At 52.7% G+C, this 22,592-nt stretch carries 20 protein-coding genes; 10 read left to right on the top strand and 10 right to left on the bottom strand.

The window, feature by feature from the left end; all coding sequences use genetic code 11:
- The first annotated feature begins 197 nt into the window (after positions 1 to 197).
- Positions 198 to 2,423, top strand: a complete 2,226-nt coding sequence (locus EP25_RS0104050) for a zeta toxin family protein (RefSeq protein ID WP_084190951.1) — start codon at positions 198 to 200, stop codon at positions 2,421 to 2,423.
- On the opposite strand, the gene EP25_RS0104055 is transcribed toward EP25_RS0104050, so the two are convergent.
- A complete protein-coding gene (locus EP25_RS0104055) occupies positions 2,407 to 2,967 on the bottom strand; it encodes a thioredoxin family protein (protein WP_031432709.1) in 561 nt (186 codons plus the stop codon). The genes EP25_RS0104050 and EP25_RS0104055 overlap by 17 nt on opposite strands.
- Before the next feature lie 113 nt (positions 2,968 to 3,080).
- Between EP25_RS0104055 and EP25_RS0104060 the strand changes: the two genes are divergently transcribed.
- Positions 3,081 to 3,809, top strand: a complete 729-nt coding sequence (locus tag EP25_RS0104060; protein WP_031432710.1) for a DUF2490 domain-containing protein — start codon at positions 3,081 to 3,083, stop codon at positions 3,807 to 3,809.
- An 11-nt stretch (positions 3,810 to 3,820) separates the two neighbouring features.
- On the opposite strand, the gene EP25_RS0104065 is transcribed toward EP25_RS0104060, so the two are convergent.
- The 5 genes from EP25_RS0104065 to fur form a co-directional block, all read right to left on the bottom strand.
- Positions 3,821 to 6,916, bottom strand: coding sequence for an efflux RND transporter permease subunit (locus EP25_RS0104065; protein ID WP_051906379.1), 3,096 nt, complete (start codon positions 6,914 to 6,916; stop codon positions 3,821 to 3,823).
- The gene (locus EP25_RS0104070) at positions 6,916 to 7,974 is read right to left on the bottom strand and encodes an efflux RND transporter periplasmic adaptor subunit (RefSeq protein ID WP_031432712.1); all 1,059 of its coding nucleotides are present in this window, start codon (positions 7,972 to 7,974) and stop codon (positions 6,916 to 6,918) included. The genes EP25_RS0104065 and EP25_RS0104070 overlap by 1 nt, the downstream gene beginning before the upstream one ends.
- Before the next feature lie 91 nt (positions 7,975 to 8,065).
- Positions 8,066 to 8,746: a lipoprotein-releasing ABC transporter ATP-binding protein LolD gene (gene lolD / locus EP25_RS0104075; protein ID WP_031432713.1), complete on the bottom strand. Its 681-nt coding sequence runs from the start codon at positions 8,744 to 8,746 to the stop codon at positions 8,066 to 8,068.
- A complete protein-coding gene (locus EP25_RS0104080; protein WP_031432714.1) occupies positions 8,739 to 9,986 on the bottom strand; it encodes a lipoprotein-releasing ABC transporter permease subunit in 1,248 nt (415 codons plus the stop codon). The genes lolD and EP25_RS0104080 overlap by 8 nt, the downstream gene beginning before the upstream one ends.
- Before the next feature lie 10 nt (positions 9,987 to 9,996).
- Complete coding sequence (gene fur / locus EP25_RS0104085) at positions 9,997 to 10,419, bottom strand: ferric iron uptake transcriptional regulator (protein WP_031432715.1); 423 nt, start codon at positions 10,417 to 10,419, stop codon at positions 9,997 to 9,999.
- Between the two features lie 255 nt (positions 10,420 to 10,674).
- Here fur and EP25_RS0104090 point away from each other — a divergent pair, with 255 nt between their 5' ends.
- On the top strand, positions 10,675 to 11,160 hold the full coding sequence (locus EP25_RS0104090; RefSeq protein ID WP_235185834.1) for an outer membrane protein assembly factor BamE: 486 nt from the start codon (positions 10,675 to 10,677) through the stop codon (positions 11,158 to 11,160).
- Positions 11,161 to 11,215: 55 nt separating this feature from the next.
- On the opposite strand, the gene EP25_RS0104095 is transcribed toward EP25_RS0104090, so the two are convergent.
- The 3 genes from EP25_RS0104095 to EP25_RS0104105 are packed head-to-tail and all read right to left on the bottom strand — an operon-like array spanning position 11,216 to position 13,285.
- Positions 11,216 to 11,497, bottom strand: coding sequence for an RnfH family protein (locus EP25_RS0104095; RefSeq protein ID WP_407661357.1), 282 nt, complete (start codon positions 11,495 to 11,497; stop codon positions 11,216 to 11,218).
- Positions 11,490 to 11,924 (bottom strand): type II toxin-antitoxin system RatA family toxin, encoded by a 435-nt coding sequence (locus tag EP25_RS0104100; protein WP_031432718.1) that lies wholly within the window; start codon positions 11,922 to 11,924, stop codon positions 11,490 to 11,492. Before EP25_RS0104100 ends, EP25_RS0104095 begins: the two co-directional genes overlap by 8 nt.
- A gap of 2 nt (positions 11,925 to 11,926) precedes the next feature.
- The gene (locus tag EP25_RS0104105; RefSeq protein ID WP_031432719.1) at positions 11,927 to 13,285 is read right to left on the bottom strand and encodes a sodium-dependent transporter; all 1,359 of its coding nucleotides are present in this window, start codon (positions 13,283 to 13,285) and stop codon (positions 11,927 to 11,929) included.
- A gap of 104 nt (positions 13,286 to 13,389) precedes the next feature.
- On the opposite strand from EP25_RS0104105, the gene smpB reads away from it, so the two are divergent.
- From smpB to ppnP, 5 genes are read left to right on the top strand one after another with little or no spacing between them, the layout of a single operon-like run.
- Entirely contained in the window at positions 13,390 to 13,875 is a 486-nt protein-coding gene (gene smpB / locus EP25_RS0104110) for an SsrA-binding protein SmpB (RefSeq protein WP_031432720.1), read from the top strand.
- 39 nt (positions 13,876 to 13,914) lie between these two features.
- Positions 13,915 to 14,268 carry a HopJ type III effector protein gene (locus EP25_RS0104115; protein ID WP_031432721.1) on the top strand — a complete coding sequence of 118 codons (354 nt, stop codon included), beginning with the start codon at positions 13,915 to 13,917 and terminating at the stop codon, positions 14,266 to 14,268.
- Positions 14,269 to 14,310: 42 nt separating this feature from the next.
- Positions 14,311 to 15,366: an NAD(P)/FAD-dependent oxidoreductase gene (locus EP25_RS0104120; RefSeq protein ID WP_031432722.1), complete on the top strand. Its 1,056-nt coding sequence runs from the start codon at positions 14,311 to 14,313 to the stop codon at positions 15,364 to 15,366.
- Complete coding sequence (locus EP25_RS0104125; protein ID WP_031432723.1) at positions 15,344 to 15,931, top strand: class I SAM-dependent methyltransferase; 588 nt, start codon at positions 15,344 to 15,346, stop codon at positions 15,929 to 15,931. The genes EP25_RS0104120 and EP25_RS0104125 overlap by 23 nt, the downstream gene beginning before the upstream one ends.
- A gap of 25 nt (positions 15,932 to 15,956) precedes the next feature.
- The gene (gene ppnP, locus EP25_RS0104130; protein WP_031432724.1) at positions 15,957 to 16,271 is read left to right on the top strand and encodes a pyrimidine/purine nucleoside phosphorylase; all 315 of its coding nucleotides are present in this window, start codon (positions 15,957 to 15,959) and stop codon (positions 16,269 to 16,271) included.
- A 164-nt stretch (positions 16,272 to 16,435) separates the two neighbouring features.
- Here the strand turns inward: ppnP and cysK are convergent, their stop codons facing one another.
- Entirely contained in the window at positions 16,436 to 17,344 is a 909-nt protein-coding gene (gene cysK / locus EP25_RS0104135) for a cysteine synthase A (protein WP_031432725.1), read from the bottom strand.
- Positions 17,345 to 17,477: 133 nt separating this feature from the next.
- Here cysK and EP25_RS0104140 point away from each other — a divergent pair, with 133 nt between their 5' ends.
- Both EP25_RS0104140 and EP25_RS0104145 read left to right on the top strand, forming a co-directional pair.
- Complete coding sequence (locus EP25_RS0104140; protein WP_031432726.1) at positions 17,478 to 21,098, top strand: hydantoinase B/oxoprolinase family protein; 3,621 nt, start codon at positions 17,478 to 17,480, stop codon at positions 21,096 to 21,098.
- A 140-nt stretch (positions 21,099 to 21,238) separates the two neighbouring features.
- Positions 21,239 to 22,552: an IS1380 family transposase gene (locus tag EP25_RS0104145; protein ID WP_031432630.1), complete on the top strand. Its 1,314-nt coding sequence runs from the start codon at positions 21,239 to 21,241 to the stop codon at positions 22,550 to 22,552.
- Positions 22,553 to 22,592 lie beyond the last annotated feature (40 nt).

The raw sequence follows: 22,592 nt of genomic DNA on the forward strand, positions 1-22,592 counted from the left end.
CTTTCCCGAGTGACATGGGATTTTTTCCCAAAGCTATAAAATTTGATAATTTTAACCCGAAGCGGTCAGCGCCGTCTTCCCTACAAATTTGAGGGCATTATCACTCGCCAACATGACAGAAAGCATTTGAAACGGTATGCTAGGCAATGAGTCGGCGCTGATCACTTCGCGTTATCCGGCAAGGCAAGGTTGAAATCATGCATAACAATAACAACTACATTTCAGGCTATGCGTATCTGAAAAAACTGAGAACGGCATTGGCAATATTGCAGGGAACCAAATTATTGTCGACGCTGCAGCAGGAAGCCGAAAGTACGGTTTCCCACGATCAAACCAAACGCTTCACCTATCTGACCATGCTTTTTACCCGGATACACCGGGAAATGTTTGTCGATTGGAAAGAGCAAGCCACCGTCGCCCACCGCCCCGGAACCATTACCGATGCGGAAACCCGGCAACAATTTCGTAAAACCTTCGCCAGACTGGTCTTGGACGGTGATAAAAATTGCGACACGGCGCTGTTCGACAATAACGGTTTCGTTATCAAAACCGACAATATCGCCGAGCGCCTGGCCGACTTTTACATCAAAATCCGCGCGATCAGGCCGTTCGCTTATGGCAATCGTATCACGCTGGATTTTTTCATGACCGCGCTCGGTCATTTACCTGCCTTTAAAGCCGTCTATGAACAAGGCATCGATTTCAGGCGCCTGGCCCACGGCGATGCCGATATTTTGCACGACCCGCAAAGCAGTCACCGACTTGTCACCCAAGCTTTCGGACACGCCCTAGATCCGACCCGAACCAAAAGTCTGCAAAACCAGCCCAATCGCTATGGCATCTGGCCGGAAAACAAACGCTTTTTGTCCGGTATGCCATTTTTATCGCACCGCACCAAACAAGGCCTCGACTGCCTGGTCACGGTCAATGGCGGGCTGGTGCCCGTGGACAGCATCCGCGAGGAATATTTCGTTAAAGGCAAGCATTTTGCCGATTATCCCCTCAATGTCTCGCAACATGTCGTCGGCTACCTGCCCGGCACCGAGGAATTTCGCCGCCCCGACAAAAAGTTTATCGATGGCATCAATATTGGCGAAGACGGCACGGCGCCATTATTCTGTCTGGATGTTAACATGCTGACCGGGTTACGCTCGCCCAGCCATATCGAATTTGTCGAACTGCTGAAAACCTATACCGGGACCGGCGAAAAGTCCGCCTTGTTCAAACTGGCCAATAACGAACCGTTGAGAAACACGTTGATTAGCGCCGCCAACGGCGATGCCCGGCTGGTGCGCACGGTCGAGATCGCTTATGAACGCCTCGGCCGGATCAACCGGATTCTGGTCAACGCCACCCAGGAAATCTTTGCTGGCAAAACCCCCGACGTCAACCCGAAGCTATTCATGTGCATGGGCGGCGCCGGTTCAGGCAAGACCGCCGTGGAAGAGATCGCCAAGGCGCAATGCGGCGATAATTATGTCGTTGCCTCGCTGGATGAATTCCGCAAGGTCAGCGATCTTTACCGCATACTGACCGCCGCCAATCACCACAGCGACGATTATGTCTATGTCGAACCCTTCGCCAACCGTCTGCGCGACATGGTCGCCCAGCACGCCAAGGAGGCCGGAATCAATCTGCTTTACGACGGCACCGGCATTCCCTATCAACCGCGCTATTCCACCATCATCAACCAATTCAAGGCGGCCGGTTTCCATACCCAGATCACCGCCGTCGATGCCTTTCTGGTCAAACCGGCCGGGCGCGAGGAGGAATTGTCGCGTTCCGGCGTGATTCACAGTGTCAAGGCCCGCTTCGAGAAAACGGGCCGCGCCCTGCCCTGGGTCATTACCATCGACAAGCATATCCGCGCGCCGCAATCGTTTTTGAAGGCGCTGGAAGACACCTCGCTGGATAAAATCGCCCTGTTCGCCAACGACGGCGACAGAGATCAGCATTATCTGGTCGCGGAAAGTTTTTCTTTTGCCGACCGCGAAGTCAAGGCTCTACAGCAACATCAACTCAACGGTACCTTGTCGGATTACTTGACGTCATTGATTCGCAACCACAATAACTCGGTATTGAAGAATCTGGCCCAGGACGATGGCGAGATCGACGCCTTGATCGAGCGCAACCCGGCCCTCGATGAAAGCAATGTCGCCTATCAGGTTTACAGCAGTCATATCGGCCACCGGGTGCTGGCGATATACAACACACGCAGAATGGTGGATTTCATCGAGAAAAGGCAACTGAATCCCAATGCCTCGGGCGAGGAAGGCTTGCTGCATAAACCCGAGTACCTGGCTTTTCATGTCAATCCCTTGAGCAAAGCTCCCTGGATCACGCGTTTGCAGGGTTCATCCTATGAAACCAACGAAGTCGACCAGCTCACGGATGACCGGCACCTGACTAGGCTTTCCATTTGATATTACAGCCGATACTGGGAACCTGGCGCGGATTGATCGGCTGGCCGAGCATCAGGTTGTCGAGCGCCGCGCGCAAATCCCCCCCTGTTAGCGGCATATCGTTCTTAGGTGTGGAACCGTCCAAACGGCCTCGATAGACACAAGCCAGTTTCGCGTCGAACAAAAAGAAATCCGGCGTGCAGACTGCCTGGTAGGCCTTGGCGACTTCTTGAGTTTCATCATACAAATAAGCGGCAAACGGATTGCCCCATTCTTCCATCATTCCCCGCATTTTATCCGGCGCATCCTGGGGATAATTGACGATATCATTGGAACTGATCGCGATGAAGCTAATCCCCTGCGAACTGTAATGATCGGCAATATCTATCAATTGCGATTTAATATGCTGCACATAGGGACAATGATTGCAAATGAACATGACCAGGGTTCCCTTGACCCCTTTCAACCCTTGTAAGGATTTGTTGACGCCGGTCACGGTATCGGGCAAATCAAAGTCCGGTGCGATCGTGCCTAAAGGCAGCATAGCGGATTCGGTGGCAGCCATAGTATCTCCTCGGTTTTCAAGTTGCAGGACGTGGGTAAAAGCTTCATTATATACAGCAATCAATACAGTTTTTCGACTTGGATTTTGCCGAATAGAGAAATGACAGGATGCTAATGAACATCTTCCGCTTTAGAACGGTCCTTATCTTGCTGATCGGCTCGTTGTTCAGCTTCGTTAATAACTCGGCCCAGGCCGATAATGACCTGATCAACGATTCCGGCCTATGGAGTCAGATCGAAGGCCATTTCGACCTCGGCAAGCTCGATCCGAAGCTGGACCGTTTTCTACTACTGGGTACCGGCGAAGCGCGTTTTTTCGAAGATTTCGATCGCTTTACCCAGGGCATTATCCGTATCATGCCGGGATACCAGTACAGCGATGAAATCTCCTTGTTTTTTGGTTATACCTGGGTACCGACCGTACTCGACAACGGCCAGACCCACCATGAACATGATATTAACCAAGCCATGTATTGGACCAAGCCCCAATCCTGGGGAACGCTATCGACCCGCACCATGATCGAATGGCGTTTCGTCAATGATGACAGTCAAATGGCGACCCGAGTACGGCAAAGGATACGGGGCAAATACCAACTCTCCCAGATACATCCTTATTTGCACCTGGTCGGTTGGGAAGAGATTTTTTTGAATGTTTATAGCGTGGACTGGGGACCGCAAAGCGGCTTCGACCAAAACCGGGTATTCGCCGGCCTGGGCTGGCAATTTGACCCGGGCGGGCATTATTGGTTCGAAGTCGGCTATATGAATCAATATATTCATCATCCCGACGACAAGGATCTGATGAATCACATGCTGCTGGGCAGCTTGCAATTCAAATTCTGACATCATGTATTCTACTTGCTATCGGACTTACTGAATTTTCGAAAGAAATTATCTCCCATGACCAGCAGACAGGGCGTCAAGACTAACGTCAGCAGAGTGGCGAAACTCAAACCGCCGGCGATGGCACTGGCCAGTTGCGTCCACCATTGCGTCGAAGGCGCGCCGAAGCTGATATCGCGGTTCAGCAAGTCGATATTCATGGCCAGCACCATCGGGATCAATCCCAAGACCGTGGTGATAGCCGTCAATAGTACCGGACGCAATCGTTGCCGGCCGGTCTGGACGGCCGCCTCGACGATCGCCATGCCTTCGCCACGCAATTGGTTATAGGTATCGATCAAGACGATATTATTGTTGACCACGATCCCGGCCAGCGCAATGATACCGAGCCCCACCATGACGATGCCGAAGGCCTGGCCGGTAATCAGCAAGCCCAATAATACCCCTGCCGTGGAAAAAACGATCGCGGATAACACCAGTAATGACTGGTAGAGACTGTTGAATTGCGTTACCAGAATTAGCGCCATTAAAAAAATGGCCCCGGCGAAAGCATTTTGCAAAAAAGTCGCCGCTTCACGCTGGTCTTCATCTTCGCCTTTGTATTTGATATCGACCAGCGGGTCGATCTCGGCGTCGAGCAACGCCTTTTGCAAGGCTGTTAATTGGTTGTCGGTCAAAAGGCCTTCGGCCACATCGGCCTGCAGCGTAATCACACGCCGGGCATCGACCCGGTTCAAGGTTCCCGTCTTCGGTTCCGGCGTCAACGTCACGAAATTACCGATCGGCACCATGCCGGCGTTGGTGGGCACGCGCAACTGGCGCAATTGTTCCAAATTGCGATAAGCGCGCGGATAACGAATACGAATGTCGACTTCCTCGTCATTGTCGTCCGGGCGATAATCCGTCACCTTGATCCCGCCCGTGACCAATTGCACAGTTTTACCGACATTGGCGACATTGGCACCGAATTGCGCGGCCCTTTCCCGGTCAATATTCAATTCCCATTCGATGCCCGGCAAAGGCAGATTGTCCTCGACATCGACGAAGCCGCCAATCTTGGCCATCAATGACCGCACTTGGGCGACGGCCCCCGGAATACGCGCCGGTTCGCGCGAACTGAATTCCAGTTGAATCGGTTTACCGCCGGAGGGGCCTCTTTCCTGTTTCCGCACCTCGATGATGATGCCGGGAATATCGGAAGTCATTCGCCGCATCTCTTCCATGATGACGGCGGCCTTACGCCGCTTATCCCAATCGATGAATTCCAACTGTATCGTGCCTATCACATCTTCGGCCACGTTACGACCCGCTGCCTGATTGAACGAACGCGCATACACCGATTTCAGCTCCGGCAATGCCATAATTCGCTTCTCGACCCGGCGCACGACAGCATCTTTCTCCTCGATCGACAAATCGCCCCGGGCATGTATATGAATCAAGGCGAATTCCGGTTCGACATCGGGAAAAAACTCCACCCCTTTGCTGAATGCGCCAAAAGCCAGATAGCTCAAGACCAGGACGACTAGGGCCGATAGCAAAATTTTACCGGGATAAGCTAAAATCCGAGCGAGCAATCTAGCGTACCAATCGGTGAACTTCCCTTCAACCTCGCCCGTTTCGAAGCCACTTCTTTTCCGGGAATTTCCCGTCAACACGGAACCCAGTACCGGGATAAACAGCAACGCCATCGCCAAGGAAGCGGACATCGCGATGATCACGGTAATGGGCAAAAATTTCATGAACTCGCCCACCATGCCGGGCCAACCCAATAGCGGCAAGAACACGGCCAACGTGGTCAGGGTCGAAGCGATCACCGGCCAAGCCATGCGTTTGGAAGCCCCGGCATAGGCGGCAACAGCCTCCATGCCCCCTTTCAAATTGCGGTCGGCCTGCTCACTGACGACGATGGCCCCGTCCACCAGCATCCCGACCACCAGAATCAAGCTGAACAGTACCACGATATTCAAGGTCAGCCCCAGGGTATCGAGGATGATGATGGCGGCTAGGAACGAACCGGGAATGGCCAAGCCGACCAGTAGCGATGAACGCCCCCCCATCGCCGCAAGGATCACGATCATGACCAGGATGATCGCCGACAAGACGTTATTTTGCAGGTCACCGAGCATGGTGCGTATCTGCTTCGACTTGTCCTGCATGTAAGCGACCTCGATCACATCGGGCCAATGCTGCCGTTCGTCTTCCACCAATTGCCGTATTGCCGCGATGGTTTCGATGATGTTGGCGCCGACCCGTTTTTTGACTTCCAAGGTGATGGCCGGCTTGCCTCCGACCCGGGCATACCCCTCGGCATCCTTAAAAGTCTTGCGCACGTCCGCCACATCTTCGACCGTAACGACCGAATCATCCGTGACCTTGACCGGCATTCCCAGCAAGTCCTCGATGCCTTCCACCACGCCCGGTACTTTGACCACCAGACGGCCGGCACCGGTATCCATCGCCCCGGCCGCGACCAATAAATTGTTATTATTGATCAAACCGAAAAGGGTTTCGAAATCGATGGCATAGCTTTCCAGTATGCTGGGTTCGACGACGATTTCCAGCAAATCCTCGCGGTCGCCTCCGACATCGACTTCCAAGACGCCCGGCAAGGCTTCGACTTTGTCCTTCAGGTCGCGCACCAGGCGCACCAGTGTCCTTTCCGGCACTTGCCCGGACAACGCCACCGTCAATACCGGAAACAATGCCACATTGATCTCGTGGACTTCCGGTTCCTCGGTGTCTTCGGGCAATTCGGTTTTGGCCAGGTCGACCTTCTCCCGCACATCCTGCAATGCCTGGCGGTTGTCGAAACCAGCGGTGAACTCCAGCTGAACCGAGGCATGCCCTTCCCTGGCGACACTGGTCATTTCCTTGACGCCTTCAATGCCCTGTAATTCTTTTTCCATGGGCCGCACTAACAAACGCTCGGCATCTTCCGGAGAAATCCCCTCGTGGCTCATCGAAACATAGATAAAGGGTACGGCGATATCCGGTTCCGCTTCCTTGGGAATCGCCTGGTAGCTGAAAGCGCCGACAATCAAGATAAACAACAGCAGTAAAATGATCGTGCGGCTACGGGCAAAAGCCTGATCGATAACTCCCGCCATCAGTCCGCCTGCGGATACATCGGTTTAACTTCTTCCCCCGGCAATACGAAGCCTTGCCCGCGGGCTATGATATTTTCCCTGGCATTCAAGCCCTCGACCCAGACGCCATGGCTTTCGGTCCTGACAACGGTCACCGGCTTAAACACGACTCTATTGTCGGAGTTCAGCGTCTTAACGCCCAGCCTGCCGGATTCATCCAGCGTCAAAATGGCGGGAGAAATAAAGTGAGCCTGGGTCTTGCCAACGGCAATATGCAGTTCGGCGCTGACGCCGGCTACCAAGGCCTCATTTGCGAATTCCGCTTCGATTCGAAAGCTTCGCGTTGCGGCATCCGCCTCCTTGGCGATGAACGTTAATTCGGCGGTCGCCTCCCGCCCATCCAGCAACCGAATAAGCACCGCCTGCCCGAGTGCAAGGCGGGAGATATTCTGCTGCGTGACATAGGCGACCGCCTTTAAGCGGGAAACATCGATGATCTCGGCCACGCTGTCGCCGACATCGACGTAACTTCCCAATTCCACGGCACGGGTTTCCACCATGCCGGCAAACGGCGCCCTGATGGCCGTGTCGGCCAGATCCAACTGCAAACGTTTTTTTTCCGCCCGCGCCGCCGCCAAATCGGCCTGCGCCTGTTTTAGATTGGTTTCCGACTGCAGTCCGCGATCATGCAGACGCCGCATCCCCTCGACCACTAATTGTTTGCTGACAATCTCGGCCTCGGCCTTGGCAATCTGCGCATATCTATCCTTTTCCTGCAATTCCAGCAGGACTTGTCCGGATTCGACTTTATCCCCTAGATCCACGTGCAGTTTTCGCACCATGCCTGCCGTCTCGGCGCGCAGACCGACTTTTCTCTGCGCCTCCAACACCCCCTGAACGATGACTTCACTTTTGACCGTCTCGGCCTCCGAAGCCAGCGCTTCGACGGACATCATGGGGACCGCGCCGCTGTTATTGTTTGCGTGTTCAACCGACGGCCTCGCTACAAATTGCCCACTTAGCAACCATAAAGCGACCGCCACAATTGCAGAAATTGCCATCCATATCGATTTTTTCATTTGCTTTCCATAATGAACGCCAAAGGCATTAATGAACTTGTCGAGAGAACCGGTTAAAGTCCGGCGATATTTGAAGATAAGGCGATATCTTTTAAGAGATTATCACGCCATCTTCCATATGCAAGACATGATCCATGCGTCCGGCCAAATCCGGATCGTGCGTGACAACCAAGAAACTGACCTGCAACTCCTCGTTCAATTCCAGCATTAATTGATAAATTTGCTCAGCCGTTTTACTGTCCAGATTGCCGGTCGGTTCGTCGGCCAAAACGCATTTGGGTTTGTTGATCAAGGCCCTGGCGACCGCCGCGCGTTGCCTTTCCCCGCCGGAAAGCTCGCCCGGTTTATGTTTAATCCGGTGTCCCAAGCCGACTCTTTTCAATAATTCGGTCGCTTGTTGTTGCGCCTGCTTGATCGATTGCCTACCGATCAAGAGCGGCATCGCGACATTTTCCAGCATGGTGAATTCACCCAATAAATGGTGAAACTGATAGATAAACCCCAACGACTGATTGCGCAATTGGCTCAAGCGGCCGCCATTTATCTTATTCAGATTTTCCCCATCCAGTATCACTTCGCCAGCGCTAGGTTTTTCCAGGCCGCCCAACAGATGCAGCAACGTGCTCTTGCCGGAACCCGAGGCCCCCATGATGGCGACCCGTTCTCCCGACGATACGGATAAATTGACCCCTTTCAGAACTTCAACATTCAAATCGCCCTGGACGTAAGTCTTACGCAGATCGGTGCATTGCAGAATGATGTCATTACTCATAGCGCAACACCTCGGCCGGATTGACCCGCGATGCCTGCCAGGCTGGATATAAGGTGGCCAGCAGCGACAAAGAAAAGGCCATGGCCGCGATCACATAGACATCGTTCCAGTCCAGTTTAGACGGCACTTCACTGATGTAATAGACATCGGCGGCCATAAACTGCACACCGAAAAATTCTTCGATGGCGGGCACGATGGTTTCGACATTCAACGCCAATAACACGCCTCCCAATGTTCCCATCAACGTACCGAATATGCCGATTACGCCGCCGAGTACGATGAAGATGCCCATGACGGAACGGCTGGTCAGCCCCTGCGTCTTTAGTATTGCAATATCGCCGCGCTTATCGGTCACCACCATGACTAACGTGGAAACTATGTTGAAAGCGGCGACCGCGACGATCAACAACAAAATGATAAACATGACCCGCTTTTCGGTCTTGATCGCCCGGAAGAAGTTGCTGTGCGCCTTGGTCCAGTCGCTGACCCGGTAATCCCGATACAGTTCGTTGGCCAACGCCCGACTGATTTGCGGGGCATTGAACAAGTCGTCCAATTTCAAGCGCAGTCCGGAAACCGCATCGCCGAGACGAAACAATTTCGCGGCGTCATCGATATGCGTCAAGGCCATATTGCGGTCGTATTCATACATGCCGACACGAAAAACGCCAACCACGGTAAAACGCCTCAGCCTGGGCAAAATGCCGGCCGGCGTCGAATTGACCTGCGGACTGATGATCGTAACCCGATCGCCGACCGTCACGCCAAGGAAGGCGGCCAGTTCGGCGCCGAGAATAACGCCGAATTGTCCCGGCCTTAAATCATCCAACGAACCCACTTCCATGTTAGCGGCCACTTCCGATACCTCCGGCTCCATGGCGGGCAATACGCCGCGCAATAGCGTACCGCTGACCTGGCGGTCGACATTGATCATGACTTGGCCGTGGACGAACGGCGCGCTTCCTTCGACATGGGGGTAACCCTGTAATCGTTGGTTGAGTTGCCGCCAATTTTCCAACTTGCCGTAGCGGCCGGTTATCGTCGTATGCGACGTCATGCCGAGTATGCGCTGGCGCAATTCCGCTTCGAACCCGTTCATGACCGACAAAACCGTGATCAGGGCAGTCACGCCCAGGGCGATGCCGAGTATGGACGTCAGCGTAATGAAGGAGATGAACTGAGTGCGCCGTTTGGCTCGCGTGTAGCGTAGCCCTATGTATAGGATCAGAGGTTTAAACATGAATTAAGTCTCAGGAAGACTGTTTGCAGTCGGCGCAAAACCCGTATAGATAAAGGCTGTGATCGGTCAATTCATAACCCAGTTCCTTAGCGATGGCTTTCTGCCGCTTTTCGATCACCTCGTCGGTAAATTCATCGACCCGACCGCATTTTACGCACATGATATGGTCATGATGCAAACCCTTATTCAATTCGAACACAGAGTTGCCGCCCTCGAAATGATGCCGGCATACCAATCCAGCCGCCTCGAATTGCGTCAACACGCGGTAAACTGTCGCCAGACCGATTTCCTCGTCTTCGCTCAACAAAATTTTATATACTTGTTCCGCGGTCAGATGGCGATCCTGATCCGATTGTTTTTCCAGAATCTCCAGAATTTTCAATCGGGGCAAGGTCACTTTGAGACCGGCATCTCTTAAATCCTGCGTTTCCAAAACAAAATCTCCATTAAAAATACTAGTCTGATCCGTCAAGCCGTTAAACAGTTCCCGGTGACAGCCCAGCGACGAACGTATAAAAGCAAAAGCTGATATTTTAACTGCTTTTAACGCGGCACGCTGATTGATTTATGGGATAATGAACCATCATTTTTTATAAAACTGATTATTTTGTTCATCACCGATCGCATCACAATTGCCGAAAACATGAAAAAAGCTTGTTCAACATTGATCATAACCGGATTCCTCGGCATGGCTGGCTGTTCTACCGTTCTGAACAATCTTCCCGGTGTTTATTCTCTGGACATACAACAAGGCAATATCGTTAATCAGGAAATGGTGGACCAGCTCAGGCCCAATATGACCAAACGTCAAGTTCTATATATCATGGGGTCGCCGATGCTGATTGATGTTTTTCATCAGAAGCGTTGGGATTATTTGTATTCTGAGCAACCCGGTGGTGGAGCCCGAGTGCAAAAACGCCTGTCGCTGTTTTTCGATGATGACAAACTGATTGGCGTACAAGGTGATTTTAGGCCGTCTTCCCTGCCGGTAGTCGCCGAGTCCAAGGAAACTACGGTAGAAATACCGAAACGCAACCTGGACAAGACCATGTGGCAAAAAATCAGCGGTCTTTTCAGCGATGAACCGGATTTACAGGCTAGTAAAAGAAAAACGGGGGCAGACGAGCCGCGCCGAGATGATGGCAACGAAAAAGTATTCGACGAACCGTTTTAACGCTCACCTTCTTCGTCACCAAATGGAAACTTCTGACGGTGTAGGGCCCCTTGAATCAGCGCCCCGCCGCTCGATTGCGCCGCGCGTCCATCGGATGCTGGGCCAAAGAACGATAAATCTCCACCCTGTCGCCGTCCCTCAGCCTTTGTTCCAACTTGCAGATTTTACCGAAAATACCGGCTTTATTGACGTTCAAATCGATATGCGGAAACTGTTGCGTCATACCAGACTCGGCAATCGCCTCGGCCAACGTCGTTCCTTCCGCGACCGTCAGCGTAACAATCACCTGCCTGTCCTGCTCAGCATAAGCCACCTCCACCTGGATTGACTTAGCCACCATATAATGCCTTCGCCCGCTCGGTGAATGACACCACCATGGTGTTACAAATCTGGTTGAACACCGAACCAAACGCCAAACCGGCCAGCTTACCGGATACCTCGAATTCCAGATCCAGGGAAATTTTACTGGCGTCCTCGCGCAACGGGATGAAATTCCACACCCCTTCCAACGACTGAAACGGACCTTCGAGCAAACTCATGTAGATCTTGCTGCCGGGCTCCACCCGGTTGCGGGTGGCGAAGGTTTTACGGATAGCGCCCTTGGCGATCAAAATTTCGCCCTCGACGATATTGTCTTCGCGGCGCAAAACGCGGCTACCGCCACACCAGGGTAAAAATTGCGGGTAGGATTCGATATCGTCGACCAAATCATACATCTGCTGCGCCGAAAACCTGACCAGCGCAGACTTTTGTACCAACGTCATGATTAAATAATTCCAACTACATGCAAAAAGACTAAAAAAACGGCCGCCGGCGCGATATAGCAAATCAAAAATTTCCAGACGCCATATTGTTGTTCCGGCATTTCCAGTTCCTGCAGGGTATGCTGTCGTTTCATCATCCACCCGGCAAACAAGGCGATACATAATCCGCCGAGCGGCAGCATCAGATTAGCGGTCAAATAATCCAACAAATCAAAGATCGACTTATCGAACAAGGTGATATCAGACCAAATATTAAAGGAGAACGCTACCGCGACGCCCAACAGCCAAGTAACCAATCCGGACCAAATGCAAGCGCTATGCCGGTCCATGCCTTTATTTTCCACCAACCAGGCGACGGCCGGTTCGATCAAAGAAATCGACGAAGACAAGGCGGCAAAAACCAACAAGACAAAAAACAGAAAACCGAACAACCAACCGCCACTCATGTTACCGAAGGCGATCGGCAAGGTTTGAAAAATCAATCCGGGGCCGGCCCCAGGCTCCAAGCCATTGGCGAAAACAATCGGGAATATCGCAATACCGGCGAGCAAGGCGACAATAGTATCGGCCCCGGCAATGTAGATCGCCGTTTTGGCGATGGAAATGTGGCGGGGCAGATAAGAACCGTACACCATGATCGCCCCCATCCCCAAACTCAGGGTAAAAAAAGCATGCCCCATGGCGGTCAAAATAGCATTCGCGTCAATCTCGCTGAAATCGGCCTCGAACATGAAATCCAGACCTTGTTGGTAGAAACCCGTAGTCATCGCATAACCGACTAGCAATAACAGAATGACAAATAAGGCCGGCATCAAAAAACGCACCGCTTTTTCCAGCCCGCCGCTGACCCCACGCCGCACGATCATCATCGTTGCCAACATGAACACGCTATGCCAGAAAACTAATTGCACGGGACTTGCCACCAAACCGTCGAACAGGCTTTTGATTTCCTCGGCATCGCCGCCGGAAAAACCGCCAAAAAAAGCCTTGACCACATAGGACAATGCCCAGCCGGCTACCACGCTATAATAAGAAAGTATGAGAAAACCGGCCGCAACCCCCATCCAGCCCAGGTAATGCCAGCGACTATCGACCTGCGCCTCCTCGGCCAAGGTGGTCATGGTATTGATCGGACTCTGCCGGCCTCGCCTTCCCATCATGATTTCGGCAATCATGATGGGAATACCGATTGCCAAAACGCACAGCAAATAAACCAATACGAACGCACCGCCACCGTTTTCGCCAGTGATATAGGGAAATTTCCAAATATTACCCAGGCCGACCGCGGAGCCGGTGGCGGCCAGAATGAAAGCGAAACGTGAAGACCATTCACCATGAATTGATTTTGTTGTATCCGTCATTTGCTTGCTCAGCCTGTCAATTAAAATCAAATATTTCTCGAGTAATCGAGTAAAATACCAAATTTATCTCATTACGTCAGGTCAAAAAAGCTAATTGCAGCAATATGGCAAGCAAAAAATCCAAAAAAAACAAGAAGCAGCCGGACAACACCATCGCTCTCAACCGGCAAGCCACGCATGAATATTTCATCGAAGAGCAATTCGAAGCCGGCTTGGTTTTGGAAGGCTGGGAAGTCAAAAGTTTACGCGAAGGCCGGGTGCAGCTGAAAGAGAGCTTCATCCAAATCAAGAACGGCGAAGCCTGGTTGCACGGCGCCCATATTTCCCCTCTTTTGTCGGCATCGACCCACGTCGTCCCCGACGCCGTGCGCCGCAAGAAACTGTTATTGCATCGCCAGGAATTAAACAAGCTTATCGGCGCGGTCGAACGCAAGGGTTATACCCTGATCCCTCTGTCCATGTATTGGGTCAGAGGACGGGCCAAGTTAAAAATCGGCCTGGCCAAGGGCAAGAAACTGCATGATAAGCGCGCCAGCGCCAAGGATCGCGATTGGCAACGCGAAAAAGCGCGCGTGATGAAGCACGGCTGAATCCCTCCAACTTTTAATCTTTCTTCATAAACCCGAAACATGACCGTTACAGAATTTCTTGATCGCCTGAAAAACAATGAAACCATCGACTTTGCCGACTCCATGGCGGTCATTGCCGACCACTATCATTATCAACCGACCGCTTTCAGCAACGGCCTGGGCGCAGACAAGCTGGACAATCCGGGGGGGACCAACGAAGGCTCCTGCAAAATATTCGCTTTTGCCCGCTTACATCGGCTCGATCCGGCGCAAACCCTGCAATTGTTCGGCGATTATTATCGTAAGGATGTGCTTGAAGATCCAACCGGCAGCGGCCATCAAAACATCCGCAACTTCATGAAATACGGTTGGGAAGGCATTCATTTCTCGGCCAACGCCCTGACGGAAAAATAATACCCTGTTATTTCCTTCGCCAATCCAGCTCATCATGGTGGCATGCAGATCGATTTTTTGATCGTTGGCCAGGGACTGGCCGGTAGCTTGTTAGGTTGGGAGTTATGCCGGCGCGGCCATAAAATCCTGTTGGTCGACAACGGCAAGGAAAACGCGTCGCAGGTGGCCGCCGGCCTGATCAATCCGGTGACCGGGCAGCGCTTCGTCAAAACGGCCGACGTGGATATGCTGTTGCCGCTGGCAAGATCTTATTATGCGACCTTGCAACGGTTTTTCCGGCAGACTTTTTTTGTCGAAAAACCGATGCTGCGCTTGCTACGCAACGAGAAAGAACGCCAAAGCGCCGAAAAGCGCCTGCTCGAAGCCGGCTATCGGGATTACCTGGCCGGCATCAGCGAAGCCGAGCCGAACGTCGACAGCCCTCTCGGCTTGCTGCGGCAGACGCAAACCGGGTATCTACTGACCGTTCCCTTGCTAAGCGCCCTTAAAAATTTCTTCAGCGAACGAAACGGCTATCTGCAAGCCGATATCGACTACGCCGATATAAAGCTTGAACCTGAGCTTCATTGGCGCCACTTTAGGCCGCGCCGCATCATTTTCTGCGAAGGCCATCTGGCGAGACGCAACCCATGGTTTAACTGGTTGCCCTGGCAACCGGTAAAAGGCGAGATCCTGACCGGCTTTTCCCTTGGCGAACCGATCGGGAAAATCCTGAATTACGGCCATTGGTTCATTCCTTTGCCCGACGGATACTTCAAGACCGGCGCGAGCTTCGACCGCGATCGACTGGACATGACCGTCACCGAGCCGGCCAAAGCCGCTCTGCTGCGCGATTTGCACCGCGCCTATCCGCCCTCGGCAGCGGCCAGGATTTTCCGGCAGCAGGCCGGCATTCGCCCGGCTACCCAGGACAGACAACCTTTCATCGGTCTCCATCCCCGTTATCCGCGCTTAGCGATTTTCAACGGCTTCGGCGCCAAAGGCAGCTTATTGATTCCCCGCCACTGCCAACAATTCGCCGACACATTACTTAACGATAACCCACTGCCAAACCATATCGACATCAAACGCCATTATGAGTCGCATTTCATTGCCTGAAACCGCCCACAGATTGATCGAAAAACGACTAAGGAACGGCGATATAGCGATAGACGCCACGCTCGGCAACGGCCACGACACCCTATTTCTAGCACGACATGTGGGAACGGAAGGGCATGTCTACGGCTTCGATATTCAGTCACATGCCCTTGATTCTACCCGCGCGCGCCTGACTCAAGCCAGGCTGATCGCTAACGTCACCCTCTTCCACGCCAGCCATGCCGACATGGTCAGTTTCATTCCACCCGAACAGCAGGGCCGAATTCAAGCCGTCATGTTCAATCTCGGTTATCTGCCCGGCAGCGATAAAACAGTCATCACCCGCGCCGAATCGACCTTGACCGCGCTTGGCGCCGCCTGCGAGGCGTTGGCGCCGGCCGGAGTCATGACGATACTGGCCTATCCCGGCCATGCCGGCGGCGATTTGGAAACCGAACAAGTACAACAATGGCTGGAACGATTGGAGCCATCGCATTTTCATTGCACTATTTATACTAGCAGTATCGACAAGCCTGGCGCGCCACGACTTTTTTACCTTGAGAAAGGCAATAAGCTGCTATCATAGCCGGCTTTTTTCAGGAGCTTACACCATGACAGAATTCAACAAAGTCACCGTCGTCAAGAAAGCCAACATCTATTTCGACGGCAAGGTCAGCAGCCGAACCATCAAATTTGCCGACGGCAGCGTCAAAACGCTGGGCTTCATGCTGCCCGGCGAATACACCTTCGGCACCGCCGCTGCCGAATTGATGGAGATTTTGGAAGGCGAATTGCAGGTATTGTTACCGGGGTCCGAAGAGTGGCAATCGGTCAAAGGCGGCGAAACCTTCACTGTGCCCGCCAACGCGCAATTCCAAATCAAAATCCTGTCACCGACCGATTATTGTTGTTCTTATCTGCAATAACCGCTGACCGCAGCAGTGATCCTTATTGCCAGGGAGTACCATTAGCCAGATAGACCAGAGATTTTTCCTCGGTTTTTCCGGTCATTTCTTTTCATCACAACCGGACAAAAACCTTGGTACCTGCAGAATCGTTCCTGCCTCGAGATAATGTACGGACTAGCGTGTTAACTCATGCTCAAATAGCGTTCGCCGGTATCGTGAATCATGGTGACCACGGTATTGCCTTCCCCCATTTGTTCAGCGACGCGTAATGCGGCGCAAACACTGGCGCCGGACGAAATACCGGCCATAATGCCTTCTTCCTCGATGAGGCGTTTGCGCATCGCCAAGGCATCTTCGCTACTGACGAGTTCGATATCGTCAATCAGGTCCACGTCCAGATTTTTGGGAATGAAACCGGCCCCTATACCTTGAATTTTATGGGGGCTGTGCGAACCTCCCGAAATAACCGGAGATTCAGCCGGCTCGACGGCGACGACACGAAAGTCCGGATTGCGCTTTTTAATCACATCGGCGACTCCGGAAATCGTGCCGCCGGTTCCCACGCCACAGACGAAAGCGTCAACCTTTCCGTCGGTTGCGGCCCAGATTTCCTGCGCCGTCGTTTGCCTGTGCATTTCGGGATTGGCGGGGTTCTCGAACTGTTGCGGCATGAAGGCGTCCGGCGTTTCGTCGAGAATTTCCAACGCCTTGGCGATTGCTCCCTTCATGCCTTCTGTCCCCGGCGTCAACACGATTCTCGCACCGTATAGGGCCAATAACTGCCTTCTTTCCACCGACATGGTTTCGGGCATGGTCAGGATACACTGGTAACCGCGCTGCGCCGCGACCATCGCCAGAGCAATACCCGTATTGCCGGAAGTCGGCTCGATTATGGTGCCGCCGGTATCTAGTTTGCCGGCTTTTTCCGCCGCGACGACCATCGCCAACCCAATTCTGTCCTTGACCGAACCGCCGGGATTACGCGATTCGAGCTTTACCAAAACCTCGGCGGCATGTTCGGAAACTAGACGTTGTAATTTAACCAGATCGGTGTTGCCGATCAGTTTGGTTATATTGATCGCTCTAGCCATAATAAAATCCCCGCATACAATCTTCAGAATTTATAATAACAGCCTATAACACATCGGACTCGCATCGCTTAAACCAGTAAATAAACAAGATTACTCCGATCAAACCAATAAATCTATTAAAACCGACTGATTGATGACTGATTTTACTGCCCGCTGGCAATTCTGGATCGATCGCGGCGGCACCTTTACCGATATCGTCGCCCGTGCGCCGGATGCTCGATTGATAACGCGCAAACTTCTCTCGGAAAACCCGGAGCGTTACCTAGATGCCGCGATCCAGGGTATTCGCGATATTTTACAAGCGCACCAGAACCAACCGCTAGCCCAACATATCCAAGCGGTCAAAATGGGCACGACCGTCGGCACCAATGCCTTGCTGGAACGCCAAGGCGAACCGACCGCCCTGCTGATTACCCAGGGGCTGGGCGATTGTCTGCGCATCGCGTATCAGAACCGCCCCGATATTTTCGCGCTGCATATCCAACTGCCGAAACCGCTTTACCAAACGGTGGTTGAGATCGAGGAGCGAGTCGACGTACAAGGCAACATCCTGCATGCACTGAATCTGGACAAGGCTCGTCAGCAATTGCAACAACTCTACGATTCGGGGTTACGTTCCGTCGCGATCGTGTTGATGCACGCCTGGCGCTTTCCCCGCCATGAGCAGCAGTTGGCGAATCTGGCCCAACAAATCGGCTTCCCCCAGATTTCCGTTTCGCACCGAACCAGTCCATTCATGAAGATCGTCGGCCGCGGCGATACCACGGTGGTCGATGCCTATTTATCCCCGATCTTGCGCCGTTACGTCGACCAGGTAAGCAATGGATTAGCTTTCGCTGAGAAAGAAAAGCCGCAATTGTTGTTTATGCAATCAAACGGCGGCCTCAGCGAAGCGCATCATTTCCACGGCAAGGACAGCATTCTGTCCGGACCGGCGGGCGGGATCATCGGAGCCGTAAAAACGGCCGAAGCGGCCGGCTTCGATAAAATCATCGCTTTCGACATGGGCGGCACTTCTACCGATGTCGCCCATTATAATGGCGAACTGGAGCGCTGTTACGAAACCGAGGTAGCCGGCGTTCGCATGCGCGTGCCGATGCTGAGCATCCATACCGTCGCGGCGGGCGGCGGTTCGAAATTGCTGTTCGACGGCATGCGCTATCGGGTCGGGCCGGAGTCGGCCGGAGCCAACCCGGGGCCTGCCGGTTATAGGCGCGGCGGCCCCCTAACCGTGACCGACGCCAATATCATGCTGGGTAAACTGCCGCTGTTCCCTGCCGTATTCGGTCCGGATGGCGACTTGTCGCTAGATTATGAAAACGTTCGACTGTTGTTCCGGCAACTTGCATCACGCATCGCTACAGAAAATGGTGACCGGCGCAGTCCGGAACAAGTGGCGGAGGGATTTCTCGATGTCGCGGTCGAAAACATGGCGGCCGCCATCAAAAAGATCTCGGTACAAAAAGGCTACGACGTGTCGTCCTACACGCTTTGCTGTTACGGCGCCGCCGGCGCTCAGCATGCCTGTAAAGTAGCCGACCGCCTGGGCATGAAGAAAATATTTTTACATCCCTTTGCCGGTTTGCTGTCCGCCTATGGCATGGGACTGGCCGATTACAGGCTGCTACGGGAACAGGCCATCGAACAACCCTGGCTGGATGTGTCATTCGAGCAATTAAATACTGTGCGGCAACAGTTGGAAGATAACGGTATTGCCGAAATGCGGCGGCAAATATCCGATGGCAACCGGATCGATACCGTGGCCAGCGTCAACATCCGCTTTCAAGGCACCGATACCGCATTAGTTGTCGAGTTTGCCGATAAGGCACAAATGCGTCGCGCTTTCGAACAGCAATACCGGCAACATTTCGGCTTTGTTTATACGGACAAAGCATTAATCCTGGAATCAATCACAGTCGAGATCGTCGGAATTAGCGACGTGGCCACGACGTCGATTCCTTTTCAGACACCGCAACAAACGGGACCGATCACAACAACCACGCTATTCAGCAACAATACTTTTCACGACACGCCGGTATTCAGACGCGAGCAGTTGCAGGCAAATTCTCTTATCAAAGGGCCGTCCATCATTCTGGAAAGCACCTCGACGATCGTCGTCGAACCAGGTTGGCAAGCGGAAGTGACAGAGCAAAATAATCTGCTGTTAACTCGATTCGAAACCGTGCGACAAACGTGGCAGGACGAAACGGTTGTCGATCCGGTCAAATTGGAAATTTTCAATAAATTGTTCGTCTCGATCGCCGAGCAAATGGGATTCGTGTTGCAGAATACCGCGCATTCAATCAATATCAAGGAACGCTTGGATTTTTCCTGCGCGATTTTCGATCACAACGGCGAACTGGTGGCCAACGCACCTCATATCCCGGTGCACTTAGGGTCCATGGGAGAAAGCGTGAAAGCCTTGTTGGATAAGCAAGGCCATGATATCGAGGCCGGCGACGTGTTCATGCTGAATTCGCCCTACCATGGCGGCACGCATTTGCCCGATATTACCGTCGTCACTCCGATTTTCGAAGAGGCAGGCAATCAATTATTGTTTTTCGTGGCTTCGCGCGGCCATCACGCCGATATCGGCGGCATCTCTCCCGGCTCCATGCCTTCGGCCAGCAAACATATTGATGAGGAAGGTGTAGTCAGCAGCGGAATCAAGATCGTAGTCGATGGCGTGTTTCAGGAAAAAGCGATCAGGCAATGGCTCGGGGCAACGGACTACCCGGCCCGTAATCCAGATCAAAACATCGCCGACTTGCAGGCGCAAATCGCCGCCAATAACAAAGGCGTCATCGAATTAAAAAAAATGGTCGCGCAATATTCATTGCAAACGGTCAAGAGCTATATGCGGCATGTACAAGACAATGCCGAATATTGCGTTAAACAAGTCATTGCCAAGTTAACCGATGGTCGCTATTTTCATCGTTCCGACCAAGGCAGTGAGATTCGAGTAGCAATCAGTATCGATCGTAAAAGGCAAACGGCTTGTATCGATTTTTCAGGAACATCCAACCAACAAGACAATAATTTCAATGCACCGGCGGCGGTGTGCAAGGCGGCGGTGCTCTATGTGTTCAGGACACTGGTAGAGGACGATATTCCGTTAAACGCCGGCTGCCTGAAGCCGCTGCAAATCATTATTCCGGATGGGTCGCTGTTGAATCCCCGGCATCCCGCCGCCGTGGTTGCCGGCAATGTTGAAACCTCGCAATACATTGTCGACGCCTTATATGGCGCTCTGGGGATACTTTCCGCCGGCCAGGGCACGATGAATAACCTGACCTTCGGCAACAAGGACTACCAATACTATGAAACCATATGCGGCGGCTCAGGCGCCGGCAAGGGTTTTGACGGTTGCGACGCGGTACAAACCCATATGACCAACTCCCGCATCACCGACCCGGAAGTCCTGGAATGGCGATTTCCGGTATTGCTGGAGCAATTCGCCATTCGTCAAAACAGCGGCGGCAGCGGACAGTTCAAAGGCGGCAATGGCGTAATACGACAAATCAAATTCCTGCAACCGATGTCGGCAAACCTGCTGACCAGCCGACGCGTGAAGACGCCTGCTGGACTCCTGGGCGGCGGTGCCGGCAAAATCGGAGTCAACAGTTTGCTTAAGGCAAACGCCAACATGATTTCCCTACCGGGCTGTACGCACATCGAACTGAATGCGGGCGACAGTCTGAGAATTGAAACACCGGGCGGCGGTGGTTTCGGAAGCGAGTATGATAAAGATTGAAGCTCGGCAGAAAAGGGTTACGAGATGATAGACTTGTACTGCGAACGGCTAGCCCGAATATTTCATGATAGAGGCGGGCAAGTTTGTTGATATTTGATAAAATTCAGTTACTTAGATTGAATTTAACCAACAACTTGCCCATGACAAATTGTACTCCAGCTCAAATAGAATTTCCTCCCTTAAAACGCCGTAAAATAGACGCCCAATTCAGTGGTGGAGCGATCACCAGTGATGGCGGTGTGCTGTTGTTACGAGCGGTTGACCAGCAGTTAGGGTTAACCGAACGGATAGCGGCGCAGATTCCTGACGCCAGAGCCCCTGACCGCGTGCAACACTCTGTGATCAACCTGCTCCGTCAACGGGTTTATGGCTTGGCGTGTGGGTATGAGGATTTGAATGATCATGACACGCTCAGAAATGATATCGCCTTTCAGACGGCGGTGGAAAAGGATCAGACATTGGGCAGCCGATCCACCTTGTGCCGGTTTGAGCAGCAGGCGGATCGCGCCTTGATGTGGCGAGTTCATGAGGAGTTGCTGGCACAGTTTATCGCTTCGTATGAGACACCGCCGAAATCGTTGATCCTGGATTTCGACGCCACCGACGATCCGGTTCATGGCGAACAGGACGGACGTTTTTTTCATGGCTACTATCGGCACTATTGTTTCCTGCCGTTGTATGTCTTTTGCGGCCATCACTGCTTGGTCAGTTATCTACGTCCCAGCAATATTGATGGCGCCAAGCACAGCTGGGCGATTCTGGCTTTGCTGGTTCGGCGCTTGCGTCAGGCTTGGCCGGACGTTGACATCACGTTTCGCGGCGATGGCGGTTTTTGTCGCCATAAGATGCTGAGTTGGTGCGAGCGGCATCGCGTTCACTATATTGTCGGGTTGGCCAAAAATAAACGCTTAACGCGCTTAAGCCAACCCTGGATTGAACAAGCCCGGCAACAGTTCCAAAGCGAACAGCAGAAACAGCGTCTCTTTACCGATTTCCACTATAAAGCCGGCACCTGGAAACGCCGACGCCGTGTCATTCTTAAGGCCGAACACATGAGCCAAGGGAGTAATCCCCGCTATGTCGTAACCAATCTGGACGGCGATGCACAAACACTCTATGAAACCGTTTACTGTGCGCGAGGCGACATGGAAAACCGGATTAAAGAACAACAATTGGATCTGTTTGCCGACCGCACCAGTTGCAGCCTGTGGTGGCCGAATCAGTTTCGTTTGCTGTTATCGACACTGGCCTATACGTTGATCCATGCGATTCGCCGAATCGCCCTCAAAAATACCGAACTAGCGACAGCCACTTGCGCCACCATTCGCCTGAAATTGTTTAAAATCGGTGCCGTCATCATTCGTAACACCCGTCGTATTCGACTGCTGTTCAGCAGTCAGTATCCGTTTCAATCCTTGTTTAAATCCGTTTGTCAGCGCCTGTGCCCTGATTAGTACAAACAAAGTGCTGTGCCCGGCACGCTGATAAACAATG

The organism is Methylomarinum vadi, assembly GCF_000733935.1.
Lineage (GTDB): Bacteria > Pseudomonadota > Gammaproteobacteria > Methylococcales > Methylomonadaceae > Methylomarinum > Methylomarinum vadi.